Source organism: Starkeya nomas (genome assembly GCF_902703545.1).
Lineage (GTDB): Bacteria > Pseudomonadota > Alphaproteobacteria > Rhizobiales > Xanthobacteraceae > Ancylobacter > Ancylobacter moscoviensis.
Window position 1 is genome coordinate 2,978,323 of sequence record NZ_CACSAS010000001.1, and the last position, 19,215, is coordinate 2,997,537.

At 70.3% G+C, this 19,215-nt stretch carries 13 protein-coding genes; 8 read left to right on the plus strand and 5 right to left on the minus strand.

All coding sequences use genetic code 11. The features are described from left to right. The first annotated feature begins 1 nt into the window (after position 1). The 6 genes from tsaD (at position 2) to STARVERO_RS14310 (ending at position 6,497) form a co-directional block, all read left to right on the plus strand. Entirely contained in the window at positions 2-1,108 is a 1,107-nt protein-coding gene (gene tsaD, locus STARVERO_RS14285) for a tRNA (adenosine(37)-N6)-threonylcarbamoyltransferase complex transferase subunit TsaD (protein WP_244616771.1), read from the plus strand. Then, entirely contained in the window at positions 1,108-2,097 is a 990-nt protein-coding gene (locus tag STARVERO_RS14290) for an NAD(P)H-dependent glycerol-3-phosphate dehydrogenase (RefSeq protein ID WP_144344304.1), read from the plus strand. Before tsaD ends, STARVERO_RS14290 begins: the two co-directional genes overlap by 1 nt. 220 nt (positions 2,098-2,317) lie before the next feature. Then, complete coding sequence (locus tag STARVERO_RS14295; protein ID WP_159599585.1) at positions 2,318-2,737, plus strand: EVE domain-containing protein; 420 nt, start codon at positions 2,318-2,320, stop codon at positions 2,735-2,737. Continuing rightward, entirely contained in the window at positions 2,734-3,444 is a 711-nt protein-coding gene (locus STARVERO_RS14300; RefSeq protein WP_159599587.1) for a class I SAM-dependent methyltransferase, read from the plus strand. The genes STARVERO_RS14295 and STARVERO_RS14300 overlap by 4 nt, the downstream gene beginning before the upstream one ends. Before the next feature lie 124 nt (positions 3,445-3,568). Beyond that, positions 3,569-5,527, plus strand: coding sequence for an acetate--CoA ligase (gene acs / locus STARVERO_RS14305; protein ID WP_159599589.1), 1,959 nt, complete (start codon positions 3,569-3,571; stop codon positions 5,525-5,527). 58 nt (positions 5,528-5,585) lie between these two features. Then, positions 5,586-6,497, plus strand: a complete 912-nt coding sequence (locus STARVERO_RS14310) for an agmatinase (protein WP_159601789.1) — start codon at positions 5,586-5,588, stop codon at positions 6,495-6,497. A gap of 51 nt (positions 6,498-6,548) precedes the next feature. Here the strand turns inward: STARVERO_RS14310 and STARVERO_RS14315 are convergent, their stop codons facing one another. Next, a complete protein-coding gene (locus tag STARVERO_RS14315) occupies positions 6,549-11,417 on the minus strand; it encodes an NAD-glutamate dehydrogenase (RefSeq protein ID WP_159601791.1) in 4,869 nt (1,622 codons plus the stop codon). Positions 11,418-11,669: 252 nt separating this feature from the next. Here STARVERO_RS14315 and STARVERO_RS14320 point away from each other — a divergent pair, with 252 nt between their 5' ends. After that, positions 11,670-12,350, plus strand: a complete 681-nt coding sequence (locus STARVERO_RS14320) for an OmpW/AlkL family protein (RefSeq protein ID WP_418655067.1) — start codon at positions 11,670-11,672, stop codon at positions 12,348-12,350. Between the two features lie 78 nt (positions 12,351-12,428). Here the strand turns inward: STARVERO_RS14320 and purH are convergent, their stop codons facing one another. The 3 genes from purH to STARVERO_RS14335 form a co-directional block, all read right to left on the minus strand. After that, positions 12,429-14,060, minus strand: a complete 1,632-nt coding sequence (purH, locus tag STARVERO_RS14325; RefSeq protein ID WP_159599591.1) for a bifunctional phosphoribosylaminoimidazolecarboxamide formyltransferase/IMP cyclohydrolase — start codon at positions 14,058-14,060, stop codon at positions 12,429-12,431. 117 nt (positions 14,061-14,177) lie between these two features. Beyond that, the gene (locus tag STARVERO_RS14330) at positions 14,178-15,896 is read right to left on the minus strand and encodes a heparinase II/III family protein (protein WP_144344298.1); all 1,719 of its coding nucleotides are present in this window, start codon (positions 15,894-15,896) and stop codon (positions 14,178-14,180) included. A 108-nt stretch (positions 15,897-16,004) separates the two neighbouring features. Further along, the gene (locus tag STARVERO_RS14335) at positions 16,005-17,342 is read right to left on the minus strand and encodes an RsmB/NOP family class I SAM-dependent RNA methyltransferase (RefSeq protein WP_159599593.1); all 1,338 of its coding nucleotides are present in this window, start codon (positions 17,340-17,342) and stop codon (positions 16,005-16,007) included. A gap of 155 nt (positions 17,343-17,497) precedes the next feature. Here STARVERO_RS14335 and STARVERO_RS14340 point away from each other — a divergent pair, with 155 nt between their 5' ends. Then, a complete protein-coding gene (locus STARVERO_RS14340; protein ID WP_159599595.1) occupies positions 17,498-18,469 on the plus strand; it encodes a glucokinase in 972 nt (323 codons plus the stop codon). On the opposite strand, the gene STARVERO_RS14345 is transcribed toward STARVERO_RS14340, so the two are convergent. Next, positions 18,444-19,205 (minus strand): RluA family pseudouridine synthase, encoded by a 762-nt coding sequence (locus STARVERO_RS14345; protein WP_159599597.1) that lies wholly within the window; start codon positions 19,203-19,205, stop codon positions 18,444-18,446. The two genes, STARVERO_RS14340 and STARVERO_RS14345, sit on opposite strands and share 26 nt — an antisense overlap. Positions 19,206-19,215: the final 10 nt, after the last annotated feature.

A 19,215-nucleotide genomic window follows, 5' to 3' on the forward strand; every position in this document is an offset into this window, starting at 1 on the left:
AATGAGCGATCTTCTCCTCCTCGGCATCGAGACCACCTGCGACGAAACCGCCGCCGCGGTCGTGCGCCGGCGTGGGGACGGCACGGGCACCATCCTGTCCAACGTGGTGCACTCGCAGACCCAGGACCATGCCGAGTATGGCGGCGTGGTGCCGGAGATCGCCGCCCGCGCCCATGTCGAAATTCTCGATCATGTGATCGAGCGGGCGCTGCGCGCGGCCGGCCTCGGCCTGCCGGAGCTCAGCGGCATCGCCGCCGCCGCCGGCCCGGGGCTCATCGGCGGGGTCATCGTCGGCCTCACCACGGCCAAGGCGCTGGCGCTCGCCGCCCACAAGCCGCTGGTCGCCGTCAACCATCTGGAAGCGCACGCGCTGACCGCCCGGCTGACCGACAAGGTGCCCTTCCCCTTCCTGCTGCTGCTCGTCTCAGGCGGGCACACCCAGCTCGTCGCCGTCACCGGGGTCGGCGAATACACCAAGCTCGGCGGCACCATCGACGACGCCATCGGCGAGGCCTTCGACAAGACCGCGAAGATGCTCGGCCTGCCCTATCCCGGCGGGCCGGCGGTGGAGCGCGCGGCGCTCAAGGGCGATGCCAGCCGCTTCGCCCTGCCGCGCCCATTGCACGGCAAGCCGGTGCCGGATTTCTCGCTGTCCGGCCTCAAGACCGCCGTGCGGCTGGAGGCGCTGAAGATCGCACCGCTGGGCGAGGAGGACGTGAACGACCTGTGCGCCTCCTTCCAGGCCGCCGTCGTCGACATTCTCGCCGACCGCGTGCGCTGCGCCCTGCGGGTGATGCGCGAGCGCGGGCTGAAGCCCCACGCCCTCGTGCTCGCCGGCGGCGTCGGCGCCAATCAGGCGGTGCGCCGCGTGCTGCACAAGGTGGCGGCCGATGGCGGCACGCGCCTCGCCGTGCCTCCGCCGGAGCTGTGCACCGACAACGGCGCCATGATCGCCTGGGCGGGCGCCGAGCGCATGGCGCGCGGCCTCGTCGACGGGCTCGACGTCTCCCCCCGCGCCCGCTGGCCGCTGGGCGAGATCGAGAGCGCGGAACGCGGCGCCACGGAGCGCGGTGCCACGGGACCCGGTGCCACGGGGCCGGCCGACTGATGCCGGCACGCTTCTCCACCATCGGCGTGGTCGGCGCCGGCGCCTGGGGCACGGCGCTCGCCAACGCCGCCGCCCGCGCCGGGCGCGAGGTCGTGCTGTGGGGCCGCGACGCCGAAGCCGTCGAGGCCATGGCCCGCAGCCGCACCAACCCGGCGCATCTTCCCGGCGTCCGGCTGGCCGATTCCATCACCCTCTCCGCCTCGCTCGCCGCCCTGTCGGGCTGCGACGCGGTGCTGCTGGTCGTGCCGGCTCAGGCGAGCCGCGAGGTCGCCCACGCGCTGGCCCCGCATCTGGCGGCCGGTACCCCGGTCGTCACCTGCGCCAAGGGCATCGAGCGCGGCACCTCGCTGTTCATGACGCAGGTGCTGGCCGAGGCGTGCCCCGGCGCGACGCCCGCCATCCTCTCCGGCCCGAGCTTCGCGGCGGACGTCGCCGCCGGCCTGCCGACCGCCGTCACCCTGGCGGCGCGGGACCTCGGCGTGGCGGAAGGTCTGGCCACCGCCCTCGGCTCGTCCTCGTTCCGGCTCTACCACAGCGACGATGTGCGCGGCGTCGAGATCGGCGGCGCGGCCAAGAACGTGCTCGCCATCGCCGCCGGCATCGTCGGCGGGCGGCAGCTCGGCGCCTCGGCGGGCGCGGCGCTCATCGCGCGCGGCTTCGCCGAGCTGATGCGCTTCGGCAAGGCGTTCGGCGCCCGCACGGAAACGCTGACCGGCCTCTCCGGCCTCGGTGACCTCATCCTCACCTGCTCGACCGCGCAGTCCCGCAACTACGCCCTCGGCCTCAGCCTCGGCCGCAACGAGGGCCTCCACCCCACCGGCAAGCTGGCCGAGGGGGCGCTGACCGCCGCCGTGCTGGTGGCGATGGCGCAGGCGCGGGGCGTCGACATGCCCATCGCCCGCGCCGTCGAGGCGGTGCTGGCCGGGCGCAGCGATATCGAACAGGCGATCGGGTCGCTGCTGGCCCGCCCCCAGAAAGCGGAAGCGTGAGATCAAGATCAGCCTCGTCCTGAGTGCCTGACCCGTAATTCACGACCGGGATGCTTGGAAGTTCGTCATGGCCGGGCTTGTCCCGGCCATCCACGCCTTCGGTTCAGCCGGGCACGCGGCAAGTCGCGGTTTCCCGACCCGCGCCCGGGGATGACGGCGATGCCGGGGTAAAATAGGAATGCGAGTGGGCTCCTCACGATGAGGTTCACGAGGATTGGAAATGGCGCACTGGCTCTATAAGTCCGAACCCTTCAAATGGTCCTGGGACCAGCAGGTCGCCGCCGGGGCGAAGGGCACCCACTGGGACGGCGTGCGCAACCATCTCGCCAAGCAGCAGCTTCTCGCCATGAAGACCGGCGACCGTGGTTTCTTCTACCATTCGAACGAGGGCAAGGAGATCGTCGGCATCGTCGAGGTGATCAAGGAAGCCTATCCCGATCCCTCCGACCCGACCGGAAAGTTCGTCATGGTCGACCTCAAGGCGGTCGAGCCGCTGAAGAATCCGGTCTCGCTCGCCGACATCAAGACCGAGCCCCGCCTCGCCGAGATGGCGCTTCTCAAATATTCCCGCCTGTCGGTCCAGCCGGTCACCGACCGGGAATGGGAGATCGTGCTGGAAATGGCCGGCGGCACGCGGTGACGCCGCGCGCCGCCGACGACCCGCACGCCTTCATTCGCGAGCAGACGCGCCTCATCGCGCCGCCGCTGGTGCCGGAGATCTTGCTGCATCTCGCCGAGGAATCGCTGCCCATCTGGCAGCGCACCGAGGAGGAACTGGGCGAGATCGGCCTGCCTCCGCCCTACTGGGCCTTCGCCTGGGCCGGCGGGCAGGCTCTCGCCCGGCATGTTCTCGACCATCCCGAGATCGTGCGCGGCAAGCGCGTCCTCGACTTCGCCGCCGGCTCCGGCCTCGTCGGCATCGCCGCCGGCAGGGCGGGCGCGCGGGCGGTCGAGGCGGCGGACATCGATCGCTTCGCACACGCCGCGATAGCACTCAATGCGACAGAGAACGCTACGCGAAACGCTACTGCCGGCGCTACTCCCGGCACAACCTGCGGGATTACCGTCCTCGCCGCCGATATCGTGGGGATCGACGGCGGCTGGGACGTGGTACTGGCGGGCGACATCGCCTATGAGCGGGACCTCGCCGAACGTGTCTTCGCCTGGCTGGAAAGCCTTGCGGCACGCGGGGCCGAGGTGTGGATCGGTGATCCCGGCCGCTCCTATCTGCCGCGCGAGAGGCTGGAGAAAATCGCCGAATACGGCGTGCCGGTCTCGCGCGATCTGGAGGACACGGAGATCAAGCGTACCAGCGTCTGGCGCCCGCGCGGGCGGCCCGGCGGCTGATCCGCACGATTACATACCGACCAAAGTCGCGCGCCCACGCGCTTGTCGGCCCTGTGCCGGGTCACCATAATCCGGGCGAAGCAAGAGAGGCGCGTCAGCGCCTGCCTGAAGGGGAAGAAACGCCATGTCCGACAAGATCTACGACGTGCCCGCGGAGTGGGCCAAGCGCGCTTTCCTGGACGATCACGCCTACCGGGCGAAGTACGAGGCGTCCGTGCGCGATCCCGAGGGCTTCTGGGGCGAGGAGGGCAAGCGGATCGAGTGGTTCGAGCCCTACACCATCGTCAAGAACACCTCCTACGCCCCCGGCAACGTCTCGATCAAATGGTTCGAGGATGGCGTGACCAACGTCGCCTGGAACTGCATCGACCGCCATCTGCCCACCCGCGCCGACCAGGTGGCCATCATCTGGGAGGGCGACGACCCCTCGCAGTCGCGCAGCATCACCTATCAGGAGTTGCACGACGAGGTCTGCCGCTTCGCCAACGTGCTGCGCAATCGCAACGTGGAGAAGGGTGACCGAGTCACAATCTACATGCCGATGATCCCCGAGGCGGCCTATGCGATGCTCGCCTGCGCGCGGCTCGGCGCCATCCATTCGGTGGTGTTCGGCGGCTTCTCGCCGGACAGCCTCGCCGGCCGCATCCGCGACTGCGGCTCCAAGGTCATCATCACCACGGACGAAGGCCTGCGCGGCGGGCGCAAGGTGCCGCTGAAGGCCAATGTCGACGCCGCCATCGCCAAGGCGTCCGACGTCGAGGTCGACCATGTGATCGTGGTCAAGCGCACCGGCGGCAACGTCGACATGAAGCCCGGCCGCGACGTCTGGTATCATGAGGCCGCCGACCTCGTGACCAGCGAATGCCCCGCCGTGCCGGTGGAGGCGGAGCACCCGCTGTTCATCCTCTACACCTCGGGCTCGACCGGCCTGCCCAAGGGCGTGCTGCACACGACGGGCGGCTACCTCGTCTACGCCTCGATGACCCACCAGTACGTGTTCGACTACCACGAGGGCGACGTCTACTGGTGCACCGCCGATATCGGCTGGGTCACGGGTCACAGCTACATCGTCTATGGCCCGCTCGCCAACGGCGCCACCACGCTGATGTTCGAGGGCGTGCCGAACTACCCGACCAACTCCCGCTTCTGGGAAGTGATCGACAAGCACAAGGTCAACATCTTCTACACCGCCCCCACCGCCATCCGCGCGCTCATGCAGGCGGGCGACGAGCCGGTGACCAAGACCTCGCGCGCCTCGCTGCGTCTGCTCGGCTCGGTCGGCGAGCCGATCAACCCGGAGGCGTGGGAGTGGTATCACCGCGTGGTCGGCGAGGAGCGTTGCCCCATCGTCGACACCTGGTGGCAGACGGAGACCGGCGGCATCCTCATCACCCCGCTGCCGGGCGCCACGCGGCTCAAGCCCGGCTCGGCCACACGCCCCTTCTTCGGCGTCATCCCGCAGGTGGTGGACGCCGAGGGCGGCGTTCTGGAAGGCGCCTGCGAGGGCAACCTCGTGATCGCCGACTCGTGGCCCGGCCAGATGCGCACGGTCTACGGCGACCACGAGCGCTTCATGCAGACCTATTTCTCCACCTATCCCGGCAAGTACTTCACCGGCGACGGCTGCCGGCGCGACGCCGACGGCTACTACTGGATCACCGGCCGCGTCGACGACGTGATCAACGTCTCCGGCCACCGCATGGGCACGGCCGAGGTGGAAAGCGCCCTCGTCGCCCATCCCAAGGTCTCGGAAGCCGCCGTGGTCGGCTACCCCCACGACATCAAGGGCCAGGGCATCTATGCCTATGTGACCCTGATGGACGGCGTTGAGCCCTCCGAGGATCTGCGCAAGGAGCTGGTGAACTGGGTGCGGCGGGAGATCGGCCCCATCGCCTCGCCGGACCTCATCCAGTTTGCGCCCGGCCTGCCGAAGACGCGCTCGGGCAAGATCATGCGCCGCATCCTGCGCAAGATCGCCGAGGACGAGTTCGGCAATCTCGGCGACACCTCGACGCTTGCCGATCCGACGGTCGTCGACGACCTGATCTCGCACCGGCAGAACAAGAAGCACGCGGCAGCGTAGCGGACAGGGGGCCATGCCGCCCCCTGCGCCCGTCGACCCCACGGCCAGACCATCGGGAGTGATCGCCTCGCCTTCCTTTCTCGGCTTTCCTGATCGCCTCGCCGATGGTCGCATGCCCCGTGCGGTGATCTTCGGCGCCGGTCACGGCAGCACCTATCCCGGACAGGACAGCGGCGGCTACGCGTTGGCCGCCGATGCCGTCCGCGCGGCGAGCCAGGAAGACGCCGGGCTTGTGGAACACTGGGACTTCGATCTCGGCGGGCCGCTGTTCGACGGCGAGCCGGTCTGCTGCATCGACGCCGGCAACGTCCCGACGACCCCGCGCGACAATGCCGGCAATCGGGCCCGGATCGAGGCGAAGACGCGCGAGATCCTCGCCCTGCCGGCCGTTCCGATCCTGCTCGGCGGCGACGATTCCGTGCCCATTCCCTTCCTCGCCGCCTTCGCGGAACACGGGCCGGTCTGGATCCTGCAGATCGACGCCCATATCGACTGGCGCGACGAGGTCCATGGCGAACGCCACGGCTATTCGAGCCCGATGCGCCGGGCGAGCGAAATGGCCCATGTCGCCGGCATCGTGCAGGTCGGGCTGCGCAGCGTCGGCAGCGCGCGACGCCCGGAGATCGAGGCGGCGCGGCACTACGGCAGCCGCTTCGTGACGGCCCGCGAGATTCACGCGCAGGGCGTCGAAGCCGCCCTGCGGCATATCCCGGAAGGCGCGCGGGTCGTCGTCACCCTCGACTGCGACGGCCTCGATCCCGACATCATGCCGGGCGTTGCGGCGCGCACGCCCGGCGGCCTCACCTATACGCAAGTGATCGACCTGATCGCGGGCCTCGGCCGACGCGCCCGAATCGCGGGGTTCGATCTCGTCGAGCTTTATCCGCCCGCCGACAGGGACGGCCTGTCGGCCCTCACCGCCTCGCGGATTCTGGTCAACGTGATCGGCGCCATCGTCCGGCAGGCGTGAAGCCTGCATACGGGGAAAGAACCGGGCGAGCCTCAGCCCGCCCGGTCGGCCTCACCCACGTACCAGATCGCCGATCAGGCTCGCCGCCACCGATAGCTTGGAGACGCTGAGCCCGGACCCGGCGATCTCGTGCACGCCGTTGCGCGCACGCTCCACCACCTCGCCGCGCGCGGCCGCCCAGGCGGCGACACCTTCCGCGCCGGTGCCGTGCGCCTCGATCACCTCGGCGGTGAGGCGGCGCACCGCGATCTCGAAGGAGGCAAGCGCCCGCTCCATGGCGAGCCGGTCGTAATAGTCCGCCACCGAGAGGGTGCGTGCCGCGCCGAGCACGCGGTCGAGCCGGAACAGCAGTGCGACGGCGAAGAAAGTCACCGCCACCTCCGTCAGCGGCGCCTTCGTGCGGTCGGCGATGAGCACGATGTCGGTGGCGCTCTCCACCGCCGAGAGGCGGGCGATCTTGCGGGCCAGCACCTCGGGCACGCCCGCCTGCGTCCACTGGACGACACGGGCATCATAGAGGGTACGCGCTTCCTCGGGCAGCAGTTCGCGCACCGGACCGCTCAGCACCTGTTCCACCGGCGCGATGCCGGCCGCGTAATGCGCCACCAGCTCGTCCAAGCTGCGCCGGAGATCGACATTGCGCAGGAACCAGACGGCGCGGTCGAGCAGCATCTCCTGCACCGCGCCGTAGAGGTCGAGCTGTACCGCGCCGGGCACGCGCCCATCCAACGCGTCGATCTCGCCGTTGAGGGCGGTGAGGCCGAAACCGTCGCGCACCACCGCGAAGGCCTTGGCGATCGACTCGATGCCCGCCCCGGTCTCGTCCGCCAGCCGCGCGACGAAGGCGGGACCGCCATGGTTGATCATGGCGTTGGACAGCCGCGTGGCGATGATGTCGCGCCGCAGCCGGTGCCCCTCGATGCCTTCGGGGAAGCGCTCGCGCAGTTCCGCCGGGAAATAGGCCGCGAGTTCGCGCGCGAGATAGGGGTCGTCCGGCACGCCGGTGTCGAGCAGGTCGGCATGGGCGGTGAGCTTGGCATAGGCCAGCAGCACCGCGAGTTCCGGCCGCGTGAGCCCCTCCCCGCGCCCGCGCCGCTCGTTGATCTCGGCATCGGCAGGCAGGAACTCGACCACCCGGTCGAGCAGCCCGCGCGCCTCCAGCCGCTGCATCAGCCGCTGCAGGAAGCCCAGCTCGTCCAGGCTGTGCCGCTCGGCCAGCGACAGCGCGAGCGTCTGCAGGTAGTTGTTGCGCAGCACCAGCCCGGCCACCTCGTCGGTCATGCCGGCGAGAAGCTGCGCGCGGCTCTGCGGGTCGAGCCGTCCCTCGCGCAGCGCCGGGCCCATGGCGATCTTGATGTTCACCTCGACGTCGGAGGTGTTCACGCCGGCCGAGTTGTCGATGGCGTCGGTATTGAGCCGCACGCCACGGCGCGCCGCCTCGATGCGCCCGCGCTGGGTGACGCCGAGATTGGCGCCCTCGCCGATCACCTTGGCCCGCACCTCGCCGCCGGTGATGCGGATGGCATCATTGGCGCGGTCGCCCACCTGCGCGTCGGTCTCGCCCGAGGCGCGCACATAGGTGCCGATGCCGCCGAACCAGAGCAGGTCCACCGGCGCCCGCAGGATGGCGCTGATCACCTCCGCCGGCGAAGCGGCATTCTTGTCGAAGCCGAGGGCCGCGCGCACCTCCGGGCTGAGCGGAATGCTCTTGGCCGAGCGCGGGAACACCCCGCCGCCGGCCGAGATCAGCGCCTTGTCGTAATCCTGCCAGCTCGAACGCGGCAGGGCGAACAGCCGCTGCCGCTCGCGGAACGACAGCTCCGGATCCGGGTTCGGATCGAGGAAGACGTCGCGGTGGTCGAAGGCGGCGACCAGCCTGATCGTGTTCTCCAGCAGCATACCGTTGCCGAACACGTCGCCCGACATGTCGCCGACGCCGACCACGGCGAAAGGCGTCACGCGGATGTCGGTGTCCAGCTCGCGGAAGTGCCGGCGCACAGCCTCCCAGGCGCCGCGCGCGGTGATGCCCATCGCCTTGTGATCGTAGCCGACCGAGCCGCCCGAGGCGAAGGCGTCGTCCAGCCAGAAGCCGCGCTCCTGCGACAGCGCGTTGGCGGTGTCGGAGAAGGTCGCCGTGCCCTTGTCGGCGGCGACGACGAGATAGGGGTCGTCCTCGTCATGGCGCACGGTCAACGCCGGATGCACCGTCTCGCCGCCCTCGATATCGTCGGTGACGTCGAGCAGGCTGGAGACGAAGAGCTTGTAGGCCGCAACGCCTTCCGCCTGGATCGCCTCGCGCGGGCCGGCGGGAAGCTGCGCCGGCACGAAGCCGCCCTTGGCGCCCACCGGCACGATGACCGCGTTCTTCACCTGCTGCGCCTTGACGAGACCCAGCACCTCCGTGCGGAAATCCTGCGGCCGGTCGGACCAGCGCAGGCCGCCGCGCGCCACCCGGCCGAAGCGCAGGTGGATGCCCTCCACGCGCGGCGAATGGACGAAGATCTCGAACAGCGGACGCGGCAGCGGCAGACCCTCCACCTTGTGGCTGAGGAACTTGATGGCGACCGTCGGCCGGTGCCCGCCCTCACTGCCCTGCTGGTAGAAATTGGTGCGCACGGCCGCTTCGACGAGATTGGCGAAGCGGCGCAGGATGCGGTCCTCGTCGAGGCTCTGCACATCGACCAGCGCCGTCTCGATTTCCTCGCGGATCGCTGCCTGCCGCTCGTCGCGATGTTCGGCATGGGCGGGATCGAAGCGGGCGTGGAACAGCGCCACCAGCTTCTGCACGATGGCCGGATGGGCGTTGAGGGTCGCCCACAGATAGTCCTGGCTGAACGGGATGCCGACCTGGCGCAGATAGCGGGCGAGCGTGCGCAGCAGCACGATGTCGCGCCAGCCGAGCTGGGCGCTCAGCACCAGCGCGTTGAAGCCGTCGCTCTCGCCATGGCCGCGCAGCACCGCCATCAGCGTCGCGTGCAGGCGCGCCTCCAGCGTGTCGAGGGCGATGGGACCGCCACCCCGCCGCGCCAGCACCATGTCGTGCACATAGACCGGCGCGCCGTCTTCCGGCCGCACCGTGAAGGTGCGCTCGTCGATGACGATGAAGCCCATGGCCTCCAGCAGCGGCACGCGCTCGGAGAGCAGGCGCGGCACCTCGTAGCTGAGCACCTTCAGCCCCACGCGGTCGGGCTCGCGCAGCGCGGGCGCGCGGAAATCCGCCGCCACCGGGCTTTCCGGCCCCAGACGCTCGATGAGCCGCACATCGGCCGCCGCTTCCTCCGGCGTGTAGCTCGACTGGAAGCCGGCCGGGAACGCCTCGCCGTAGCGCTGGAGCAGACCGCTCGCGACGTTCGCCGGGAAGGCGGCGGCGACGGCTTCGCTGAAACCGTCGCCCCAGGTGCGGATGATGTCGGAGATACCCGCCTCGAGCGTGGCGCGGTCGACCTTTGGCATCGCGCCCGGATCGCGCTCGATGATGAAGTGAACGCGCGTCAGCGGCCCGTCCATGAACAGCGGCCGGAAGGTCGCGACCTGGCCGCCGAAGCTCTCCGCCAGCAGGTCGCCGATGCGCTCGCGCACCTCCGACCCGTAGCGGTCGCGCGGCACGAAGACGAGCACGGAGACGAAACGGTCGAAACGCTCGTTGAGCGCCAGGACGCGCACGCGCGGATGTTCGTCGAGCTGGAGGATGGCCAGCGCGAACTGGAAGAGCAGGTTGGTGTCGATCTGGAACAGGTCGTCGCGCGGATAGGTCTCCAGCACCTTCACCAGCGCCCGGCCGGAATGGCTGTCAGGCGCGAAGCCGGCGCGCGCCAGCACGCCCGCCGCCTTCCGGCGCAGCATCGGAATGGTGTGCACGGAGCTCGTATAGGCGGTGGCGGTGAACAGGCCGGCGATGCACAGGCCGCCGATGACCTGCCCCTGCTCGTCGTAGCGCTTGATCAGCACCACATCGATCCACACGCGCCGGTGCACCCTGGAGACCATGCGCGACTTGGTGACGAGCAACGGGCTGGGATCGGCGAGCACGTCGCGCAGGTCGGCGCTCACGCTGCGCGTGTCGTCGGTACGCCGGAACAGGCGGAAATCCTCGTCCGCCAGCAGGCCGAAGGCATTCTCCATGCGCCGCTCGAACTGCGGCGCCCCCGCCGGGCCACCGGCCGCCTGATAGTGACGGCAGCCGAGGAAGGTGAAACGCCCGTCGAGGAGCCACTCGAGGAAAGCGACCGCTTCGTCGCGGTCCTCCTGCGGCACCGGCGCGCGCGACAGATTGGCGACGGCATCGCGCAGCTGCCCCATCATCGGCTGCCAGTCATGGACGGCCGTACGCACCTGATCGAGCACGAGGGTGAGCTCGTCGACGAGCGCCGCCCGCCGACCCTCGTCCTCGATGCGCGGCACGTGGATATGGATGAAGCTTTCCCGGTGCGGGCGGATACCGGCCGCCGCCTCGCCGGTCATCGTCCCCCGCGCCTCGCTTGCCGCGACCGCCAGCAGGGCCCCTGCCCCGTCGCGCTCCACGGCCAGAATCGGGTGCACGACAAAACTCGCCGTGAGCCCCTGCGCGGTCAGCGTCGCCATGACGGAATCGAGCAGGAACGGCATGTCGTCATTGACGATCTCGACGACCGACACCCGCCCCAGCCGCTCGCCGCCCTCCACCGCGTGGGGCTGCACGATGCGGATGTCGAAACGGCCCGGCTGCCGGGCCGCGAGGTGGCCATAGGCGAGCCCGGCCAGGCTGGCGAGCTCGTGGGCGGTGTAGACCCGGGCGTCCTCGGCCACCGCCCGGCCGAACAGCAAGCTGGCGAAATGAGGCGGCGCGTGAGCGTCCGTCGCCCCAAGGACAAGATCGGCCTGTTCGACCAGCTTGCGCGCGACGCGCTCGTCTTCGCTGGCGAAGAACCCTTCGACACCCATAGCCATCCCCGATTTCCGTCACCCTGCCGCATGGTCCGCGATGCACCTGCGCATCGATCTCCTGCGCGGCTTTTCAAGCGGTGGTTTCTCTACCACCTGTCTGTTGCTGTCATGTCACAGCCGCTGAAGACTAGCCGGCCCTTGATTTCGATCAAGCTCGTCGATGCCCCCGCGCCCCACTGATAACCCATGTCCCGCTCACGGGGGCTTGGGGATTCAAGGGGTTTGGGCATGCCGATGCATCGATCAGCCATCAATCAACTCTCTGCGCTCGCAGCGCTTTTCGCACTGGCCGCGCCGCTCGCCAGTGCGCCGGCCATGGCCGCGGACGTCGCCGCCGCGCCGGTCTACAAGGCGCCGCCGCCGGTCGAGGAGCAGAGCCCGTGGCAGATTCGCGTCCGCCTGCTCGGGGTGATTCCCGATGACGGGGGCAAGGTGCACGGCGTTCAGGGCTCGGATCTCGATTATTCGAGCTCCGTCGTGCCCGAGCTCGACATCACCTACTACTTCACGAAGAACTGGGCGGCCGAACTCATCCTCGGCGTGACGCCCCACGACATCGACGGCGCCGGCACGATCTCGAATCTCGGCAAGATCGGCGAAGTCTGGCTGCTGCCGCCGACGCTGACGCTGCAGTACCACTTCACCGATTTCGGCGCCTTCAAGCCCTATATCGGCGCCGGCATCAACTACACCTTCTTCTTCGACCAGAAGGCCGCCGCCGCCGACGCGCTGGACGTGAAGGACACGTTCGGCTGGGCGCTGCAGGTCGGCTTCGACTACATGCTCGACGAGCACTGGGGCATCAACGTCGACCTCAAGAAGCTCTTCCTGCAGCCGGACTTCGACGTCACCGTCGCCGGCCAGAAGCTCACCGGCAAGGCCGATCTCGATCCGTGGATCGTCGGTCTCGGCGTGACCTACCGCTTCTGAGCCACGCGAAAGCCGTTACAAAAGCAAAGGGCCGGCATCCGCCGGCCCTTTTTCGTATCGTGCCCGGAACGCCGCGACTCAGTGGCGGAAATGGCGCACGCCGGTGAACACCATGGCGATGCCCGCCTCGTCCGCCGCCGCGATCACGTCATTGTCGCGGATCGAGCCGCCCGGCTGGATCACGGCGGTCGCTCCCGCCTCGATGGCGGTGATGAGCCCGTCGGAGAAGGGGAAGAAGGCGTCGGACGCCACGACGCTGCCCTTGGTCAGCGGCTCGGCGAGGCCGGCGGTCGCCGCCGCGTCGCGCGCCTTGTGGGCGGCGATGCGGGCCGAATCCACCCGGCTCATCTGCCCCGCGCCGATGCCGACCGTAGCGAGGTCCTTCGCATAGACGATGGCGTTCGACTTCACGTGCTTCACCACGCGGAAGGCGAAGGCGAGGTCCGCCAGTTCCTTGGCCGTCGGCGCGCGCTTGGTGACGACCTTCAGCGCCATGTCGTCCACCACCGCATTGTCGCGCGACTGCACGAGATAGCCGCCGGCCAGCGACTTCACCGCGAGCCCCGGACCGCGCGGATTCGGCAGCGCGCCGGTGACGAGCAGGCGCAGGTTCTTCTTGGCGCCGACGATCGCCGCGGCTTCCTCGGTGGCGTCGGGCGCCACGATCACCTCGGTGAAGATCTCGACGATGGCGCGGGCGGCGTCCGCATCGAGCGTGCGGTTGAGCGCCACGATGCCGCCGAAGGCAGAGGTCGGGTCGCAGGCCAGCGCCTTGCGATAGGCCTCGACCAGCGTCGCGCCCTCCGCCACGCCGCACGGATTGGCATGCTTGACGATCACCACCGCCGGGGCGCGGGCCGGGTCGAATTCGGCCACCGCCTCGAAGGCGGCATCGGTGTCGTTGAGGTTGTTGTAGGAGAGCGCCTTGCCCTGAAGCTGGCGCGCCGTGGCGACGCCCGGACGGGCCGCGCCGCCGACATAGAAGGCGGCCTGCTGGTGCGGGTTCTCGCCATAGCGCAGCGCTTCCGCGAGGCGGCCGCCGAACACGCGGCTCTGCGGCGCCGCGACCTCCTCCGCCTTGGCCTCGGCTTCCTTGGCCGCAGCTTCCTTGGCTTCGACCTCGGCGAACCAGCTCGCGATCGCCCCGTCATAGGTGGCGGTGCGGGCATAGGCGAGCTGCGCCAGCTTGCGGCGCGTCGCCAGCGTGGTGCCGCCCTTCTCCTCGATCTCGGCGAGCACCGTCTCATAGCTCGAGGAATCGACGATGACCGCGACATCGGCGTGGTTCTTCGCCGCCGCGCGGATCATCGCGGGGCCGCCAATGTCGATGTTCTCGACGCAATCGTCATATCCGGCGCCGCGCGCCACCGTCGCCTCGAAGGGATAGAGGTTCACCACCACCAGGTCGATCGGGCTGATGCCGTGCTCCTGCATCGAGGCGCGGTGGGCGGCGTCGTCGCGAACGGCGAGAATGCCGCCATGCACGGCGGGGTGCAGCGTCTTCACCCGCCCGTCCATCATCTCGGGAAAGCCGGTCAGGTCGGCGACGTCCAGCACCTTCAGCCCCGCCTCGGCGAGCGCCTTGCGCGTCCCCCCCGTCGAGACGAGTTCGATCCCCTTGGCGGCAAGCCGCTGGGCGAACGCCACGAGGCCGGTCTTGTCGGAGACCGAAAGCAGGGCGCGGGCGATGGGGCGGACGTCAGCGGGCATGGGAATGGCCAATGTGTTGCAGCGAGGAATGGCCGCCGCCCTATCACGTCTCGGCCCCGGCGTGAACCGCCGCAGGGGGCAAGGCTGGCCTGCGCATGCGGCTCCGTGGCGCCGGAATCAGTCGCGCAGCGCCTTCAGGCGGACGAAGGTCCACTCGATCCGCGGCACGTCCCGCGCCTGTCCGGAAATGACGATCTGCTCGGTGCGGCGCGGGCCGGCACCACCGGCGAGGAAGATGCTCTCCTCGATCACCACCGTGCTGCCGGGCGCGGTGAACGCCCAGTCGTCGCCATCCGGCAGCTTGAGGATCACGGTCTGCCCGTCCGACGCCCGCGACGGCTCCACGGAAGGGTGCAGGTGGAAGCGGATGGCGTAGCGGCCCGGCTGATCAGCGGGAAACTCCTCGCCCTGCGCCACGCGGAAAAGGTCCTCGCCGTCGACGCGCATGCCGTCCGGCGACAGGCGCCAGGAGCGCTGGTGCACGATGCCGAAACGCGCCGCATAGCCGTCATGGCTGGCGCGCAGCACATCGGCCCCGCCGCGCTCGCCGCGATCCACATGGATGTCGGTCGGCCCGCCCAGCACCGGCGTTCCGCACAGCCGCGCCAGCGCCCCGCCGGCCACAAAGCGGCAGGACGAGGTGTCCTCGACCACGGCGGTGGAATGCGCCGCCGTCTGCCGCGCCACCGAGCGCCACTCGTCGCGGCCCGTGGCCGGCAGGCCGCAATTGACCACGATGCGGTGCCGGCCCGCCGACAGCTCGAAGGACAGGCAGCCGGCATGCGCCTCGAGGCTCATGGAAATGGGCGGCGGCGCGCCGGTGTCGGCGATCACCACCGTGCCCCCCGCTTCCATGCGCTGGTAGCCGGAATAGGGCGCGTTGGACACCGGGCGGCCGCGCGCATCGTCATAGGCGAGCACGGTGGCGAGCGCGTCCGCCGGCGTCGGTCCCATGCCGTTGAACAGCGCGAAGGCGCCGTCGACATGCCGGAAGAAGCGCAGCATCGGCATCATCCGGTCGATGGCGTTCATCAGCGCCTGTGGCGGCGGCACATGGCGCGCGCTGAAGCACTGGCGCAGCGGCAAGAGATCGAGCAGCAGTTCGATCAGCATGCCGGGATTGCGGCTCGCATGGCCGCCATCGCCGAGAATCTGCCGCTCGATCTCGTCGACGAGGCGCTTCTGCGCCGTCTTCATCAGCCGCGCCTGATCGGCCATGCACAGGCTGGCGAAGGCGAGCGCCAGCGCGCAGGTTAGGCGCGGCCGGCCGTCGGGCGCGTTGGGCCCGACGCTCTTGATGTAGCGCACCTGCGCGGTGAGGCTGCGGATGAACCGGCGATGGAAGCCGGGATCGGCGTCCTGCAGGATGAGCGGCGACTGGCTCAGCCAGCTCATCACCCGCCGCGCCGCGACCTCCGGCGAGGAGGCCTGCGGCAGGCGGTGGCCGCGAATGGTGATCCAGTCCCCGACCAGCGCCCGCGCATGCGCCCGCGCGATCGGCGAGGCAGCGGCCTGCAGATGCCGCAGCCAGCCGAACGAATAGAGCTCGCGCGCCCATTCCGCCGAGGGCGGCTCCATCTCGAACGGCGAGGAGCCGTCGGTGAGCACCAGCTTGCCGGCGAAGGAGAACCGCCCGGCATAAAGCTCTCCCGCGCGGGCCGGGTCGCCGGTGCGCAGGTCGTGCGGGGCGAACATCAGGCGGGACGGCACCGGCACGGAAGCCGTGCGCCAGGGGAACCACGGGTGCGCCATGGCGCGTGCCACGAGGCTGTTCCAGCCGGTTTCGCTCGCGAACAGCGCCAGACGGGCGCGGTCCGCGTAGATCTCGCGGGCCATCAGCGCCTCAGTTCTTCTCGACGCGATGGGGAATCACCCTTCGCCATGCGGGGAGCTTAGCGGAGCCGCCGGTCACGTCCAGCCGCGCGCGGGAGCGCTTGTGGATGCTCATTTCCGGCGCAGGCGCGCAGCGAAGAAGCCGTCGAGGCCGGCAAAGCGCGCATCGGCGGCGGGCAGGTGAGTCGGCAGCGTGCGGACCTCGCCGGCGGCGTTGATCCATTCGGGCGCGATGCCGCATTCGCCGGGCGTCACCGGCTCGCGGACGAAATCGGTGTGCCGGGCGAGAAGGGCCTCCACCTGCCGCTCGCCCTCCTCCGGCTCCAGCGAGCAGGTGGAATAGACCAGCCGCCCGCCCGGCTTCACCAGACGCGCGGCGTGGGCGAGGATACGCGACTGCAGATCGGCGAGGCTGGCGATGTCCGCCGGCACCTTGGTCCAGGCGACATCCGGATGGCGGCGGATGGTGCCGGTCGCCGAGCAGGGAGCGTCGATCAGCACGCCGTCGAACGGACCGCCGCGCCAGTTCGTGGCGTCCGCCTCGACGATGTCCGCCGTAAGACCCAGGCGGGTCAGATTCTGCCGCAGACGCCTGAGGCGGGGCGCCGAACGGTCGAGCGCCACCACCTCGGCGCCGGTGACGGCGAGCTGGGCGGTCTTGCCGCCCGGCGCGGCGCAGAGATCCGCGACGCGCTGCCCCTCCCCGGCGTGCAGCAGCCGCGCCGGCAGCGCCGCCGCTGCGTCCTGCACCCACCACGCCCCCTCGGCGAAGCCCGGCAGCGCGGTGACGTTGCCGGCATCGACGAGGCGAATACTCCCGGTCGGCAGCAGCCGGCCGCCGAGCTTCTCGGCCCAGCCGGCGGCATCCTCCTTCGCCGTGACGTCGAGCGGCGCCTCCGCCGCGAGCGCCCGTGAGATCGCCTCGGCGGCCTCCCCGCCATAGGCGCCCGCCCAGCCCTCGACCATCCAGGTCGGCTGGTCCGGCACGTCCGGCAGCACGGCGCGCCCCTCGCGGGCGATCCGCCTGAGCACGGCGTTCACCAGCCCCTTGAAGCCGGCCGTCCCCGGATTCTCGCCGGCGAGGGCGACGCTGGTGCCCACCGCCGCGTGGTCCGGCACGTCCATGAACAGGATCTGCGCCGCGCCGATGACGAGCAGCGTCTCGACGCGCCGCGCCTTGTCCGGCACGCCGCGCTCCAGCAGCGTGCGCAGCAGCGCCCGCAGGCTGCCGAGCCGGCGCAGCGCGGTAGCGGCGATCATGCGGGTGAGCGCCCGGTCCCGCTCGTCGAGATCGCGCGTCAGCCGTTCGAGGCTTTCCTCCAGCGGCCGCCCCTTCTCCAGCACGGTGTCGACGGCGTCGGCCGCGGCGCGGCGGGCGGCGAGGCCCGGCGTGTCCGGCGCAGGGGCGGGAGCCTTCGGGCGACGGGAGGAATGCGGAGCATCTTTCATCTCGCATGCCACTAGGCCCGCACGTCCGCGAAGGCAACTCCCGCGCCGCGCCGCCATGGCCGATCGAACCGAATTGTCGGCCGGGACTTGTGGAAGCAGGCGAGATTGGTTCCTATCCGATCCCGCCCCGTGCTTCGCTCCGTAGCGTCTGGATCATGCCCCATCTCATCCTCATCGCCGATATCGGCGGAACCTCCTCCCGCCTGGCGGTCGTCGGCACCGACGGCGTGCCCCGCGACATCCAGATTCACCGCAACGACGACTTTGCCGGCTTCAAGCAGATGATCGAGGCCGACCTCGCCCGGCGTGGCGACGGCGCGCGCCGGGCGGTGGGCGGTGCCGTGCTGGCGGTCGCCGGGCCGGCGGACGGCGAGGTCATCAAGCTGACGAATCGCGACTGGTCCTTCACCAAGCGCGACATGCGCCGGCATTTCGGCTGGCAGAAATTCGCCGCCGTGAACGATTTCGAAGCCCTCGCGCTCGGCGTTCCCGCGCTCGGTCCGGAAGACCTCGTGGCCGTGGGTAGCGGCATCGCCGAACCGGATGCGCCCATCCTCGTCTGCGGCCCCGGCACCGGCTTCGGCACCGCCATGCTGGTGAAGCAGGGCCGCAACCGCCACGTCCTCACCGGCGAGGGCGGGCGTGTGCGGCTGGGTGCGGCCGATGCGGAGGAAGCGCTGCTGCTCGGCCATATGGTCCGCGAGCTCGGCCCCGTTGTGGTGGAGCATGCCGTGTCGGGCTCGGGCCTCGCCCGCATCCACCGCATATTGACAGGCGCGACGCAAAGCCCCGAAGACGTCATCACCGCCGCCAAGCGCGGCGATGACGCGGCGCGCGAGACGTGCAACGTTTTCCTGCGCCTGTTCGGCCGCATCGCCGGCGACCTCGCGCTCATCACCAATGCACGCGGCGGGGTTTATCTCGCCGGCGGGGTCTCGGCGGCGCTGGCGCCTCTCTTCGCCGGTTCACCCTTCCGTGACGCCTTCGCGGAGCATCCGCCCTTCGAGGCGCGCCTGATCGACACGCCGGTGCACATCATCGTGCACGCGACGCCGGGACTGATCGGCTGCGGCCAGTTCGGCGCGCGGCTCGCCCGTACTCTCAAGCCCGGCCTGCACGTGGTGTGAAATCGGCGGCATCCGCCGCCGCCTCCAGCGCCGCCGGGTCGAGGCCCGCCCGCTCCAGCGTCGCCCGCATATGGGCCGGCAGCGGCGCGCGAACGTCGACCGGCTCCCGCCCCTTGTGCTGGGGGATCACGACGCGGCGCGAATGCAGGTGCAGTATCGGGCCGCCCGGCAGGCGCGAAGCCCCGCCATAGATGCTGTCGCCGAGAATCGGATGGCCGATGGCATCGAGATGCACGCGCAGCTGGTGCGTCCGGCCAGTCAGCGGAGAGAGCGCCAGCACGGCAAAGCCCTCGCCCTCGGCGAGCTTGCGCCATTCGCTGATCGCCTCCTGCCCGCGCGGATCGACGGTCATCCACCAGCCACGGGTCGGCGAGCGCTTGGAGAGCTTCAGCTCGATGCGCCCGCCCGCCTCGGCCGGCACGCCGCGCACCACCGCCATGTAGGTCTTGCCCACCGTGCCGTCGGCGAAGGCCTTGCCGAGGTCGGCCAGCGCCTTGCGGTGACGGCCGAGCACGAGGCAGCCGGACGTGTCCTTGTCGAGCCGGTGCGCCAGCTCCGGCGCGTTCGGCAGGCCGAAGCGCAGGGCGTCGAGGTGGTCGGCAAGCGTCTCGCCGCCCTTCGGCCCCTTGTGCACGGCGAGACCTGCCGGCTTGTCGATGACCAGCATCATCCCGTCGCGGTGCAGGACGCGGGAGGCGATGTCGAGAGCGGGTTCGGATGCGACGGTCGGGTTCATCCCGCCGTCA

What these genes read in the sequence shown, in the direction of transcription:
- STARVERO_RS14340 (WP_159599595.1), top strand. Translation starts at nt 17,498, where the DNA reads ATGCCCCATCTCATCCTCATCGCCGATATCGGCGGAACCTCCTCCCGC.
- tsaD (WP_244616771.1), top strand. Translation starts at nt 2, where the DNA reads ATGAGCGATCTTCTCCTCCTCGGCATCGAGACCACCTGCGACGAAACC.
- STARVERO_RS14345 (WP_159599597.1), bottom strand. Translation starts at nt 19,205, where the DNA reads ATGAACCCGACCGTCGCATCCGAACCCGCTCTCGACATCGCCTCCCGC.
- STARVERO_RS14335 (WP_159599593.1), bottom strand. Translation starts at nt 17,342, where the DNA reads ATGAAAGATGCTCCGCATTCCTCCCGTCGCCCGAAGGCTCCCGCCCCT.
- STARVERO_RS14290 (WP_144344304.1), top strand. Translation starts at nt 1,108, where the DNA reads ATGCCGGCACGCTTCTCCACCATCGGCGTGGTCGGCGCCGGCGCCTGG.
- STARVERO_RS14330 (WP_144344298.1), bottom strand. Translation starts at nt 15,896, where the DNA reads ATGGCCCGCGAGATCTACGCGGACCGCGCCCGTCTGGCGCTGTTCGCG.
- STARVERO_RS14295 (WP_159599585.1), top strand. Translation starts at nt 2,318, where the DNA reads ATGGCGCACTGGCTCTATAAGTCCGAACCCTTCAAATGGTCCTGGGAC.
- acs (WP_159599589.1), top strand. Translation starts at nt 3,569, where the DNA reads ATGTCCGACAAGATCTACGACGTGCCCGCGGAGTGGGCCAAGCGCGCT.
- purH (WP_159599591.1), bottom strand. Translation starts at nt 14,060, where the DNA reads ATGCCCGCTGACGTCCGCCCCATCGCCCGCGCCCTGCTTTCGGTCTCC.
- STARVERO_RS14315 (WP_159601791.1), bottom strand. Translation starts at nt 11,417, where the DNA reads ATGGGTGTCGAAGGGTTCTTCGCCAGCGAAGACGAGCGCGTCGCGCGC.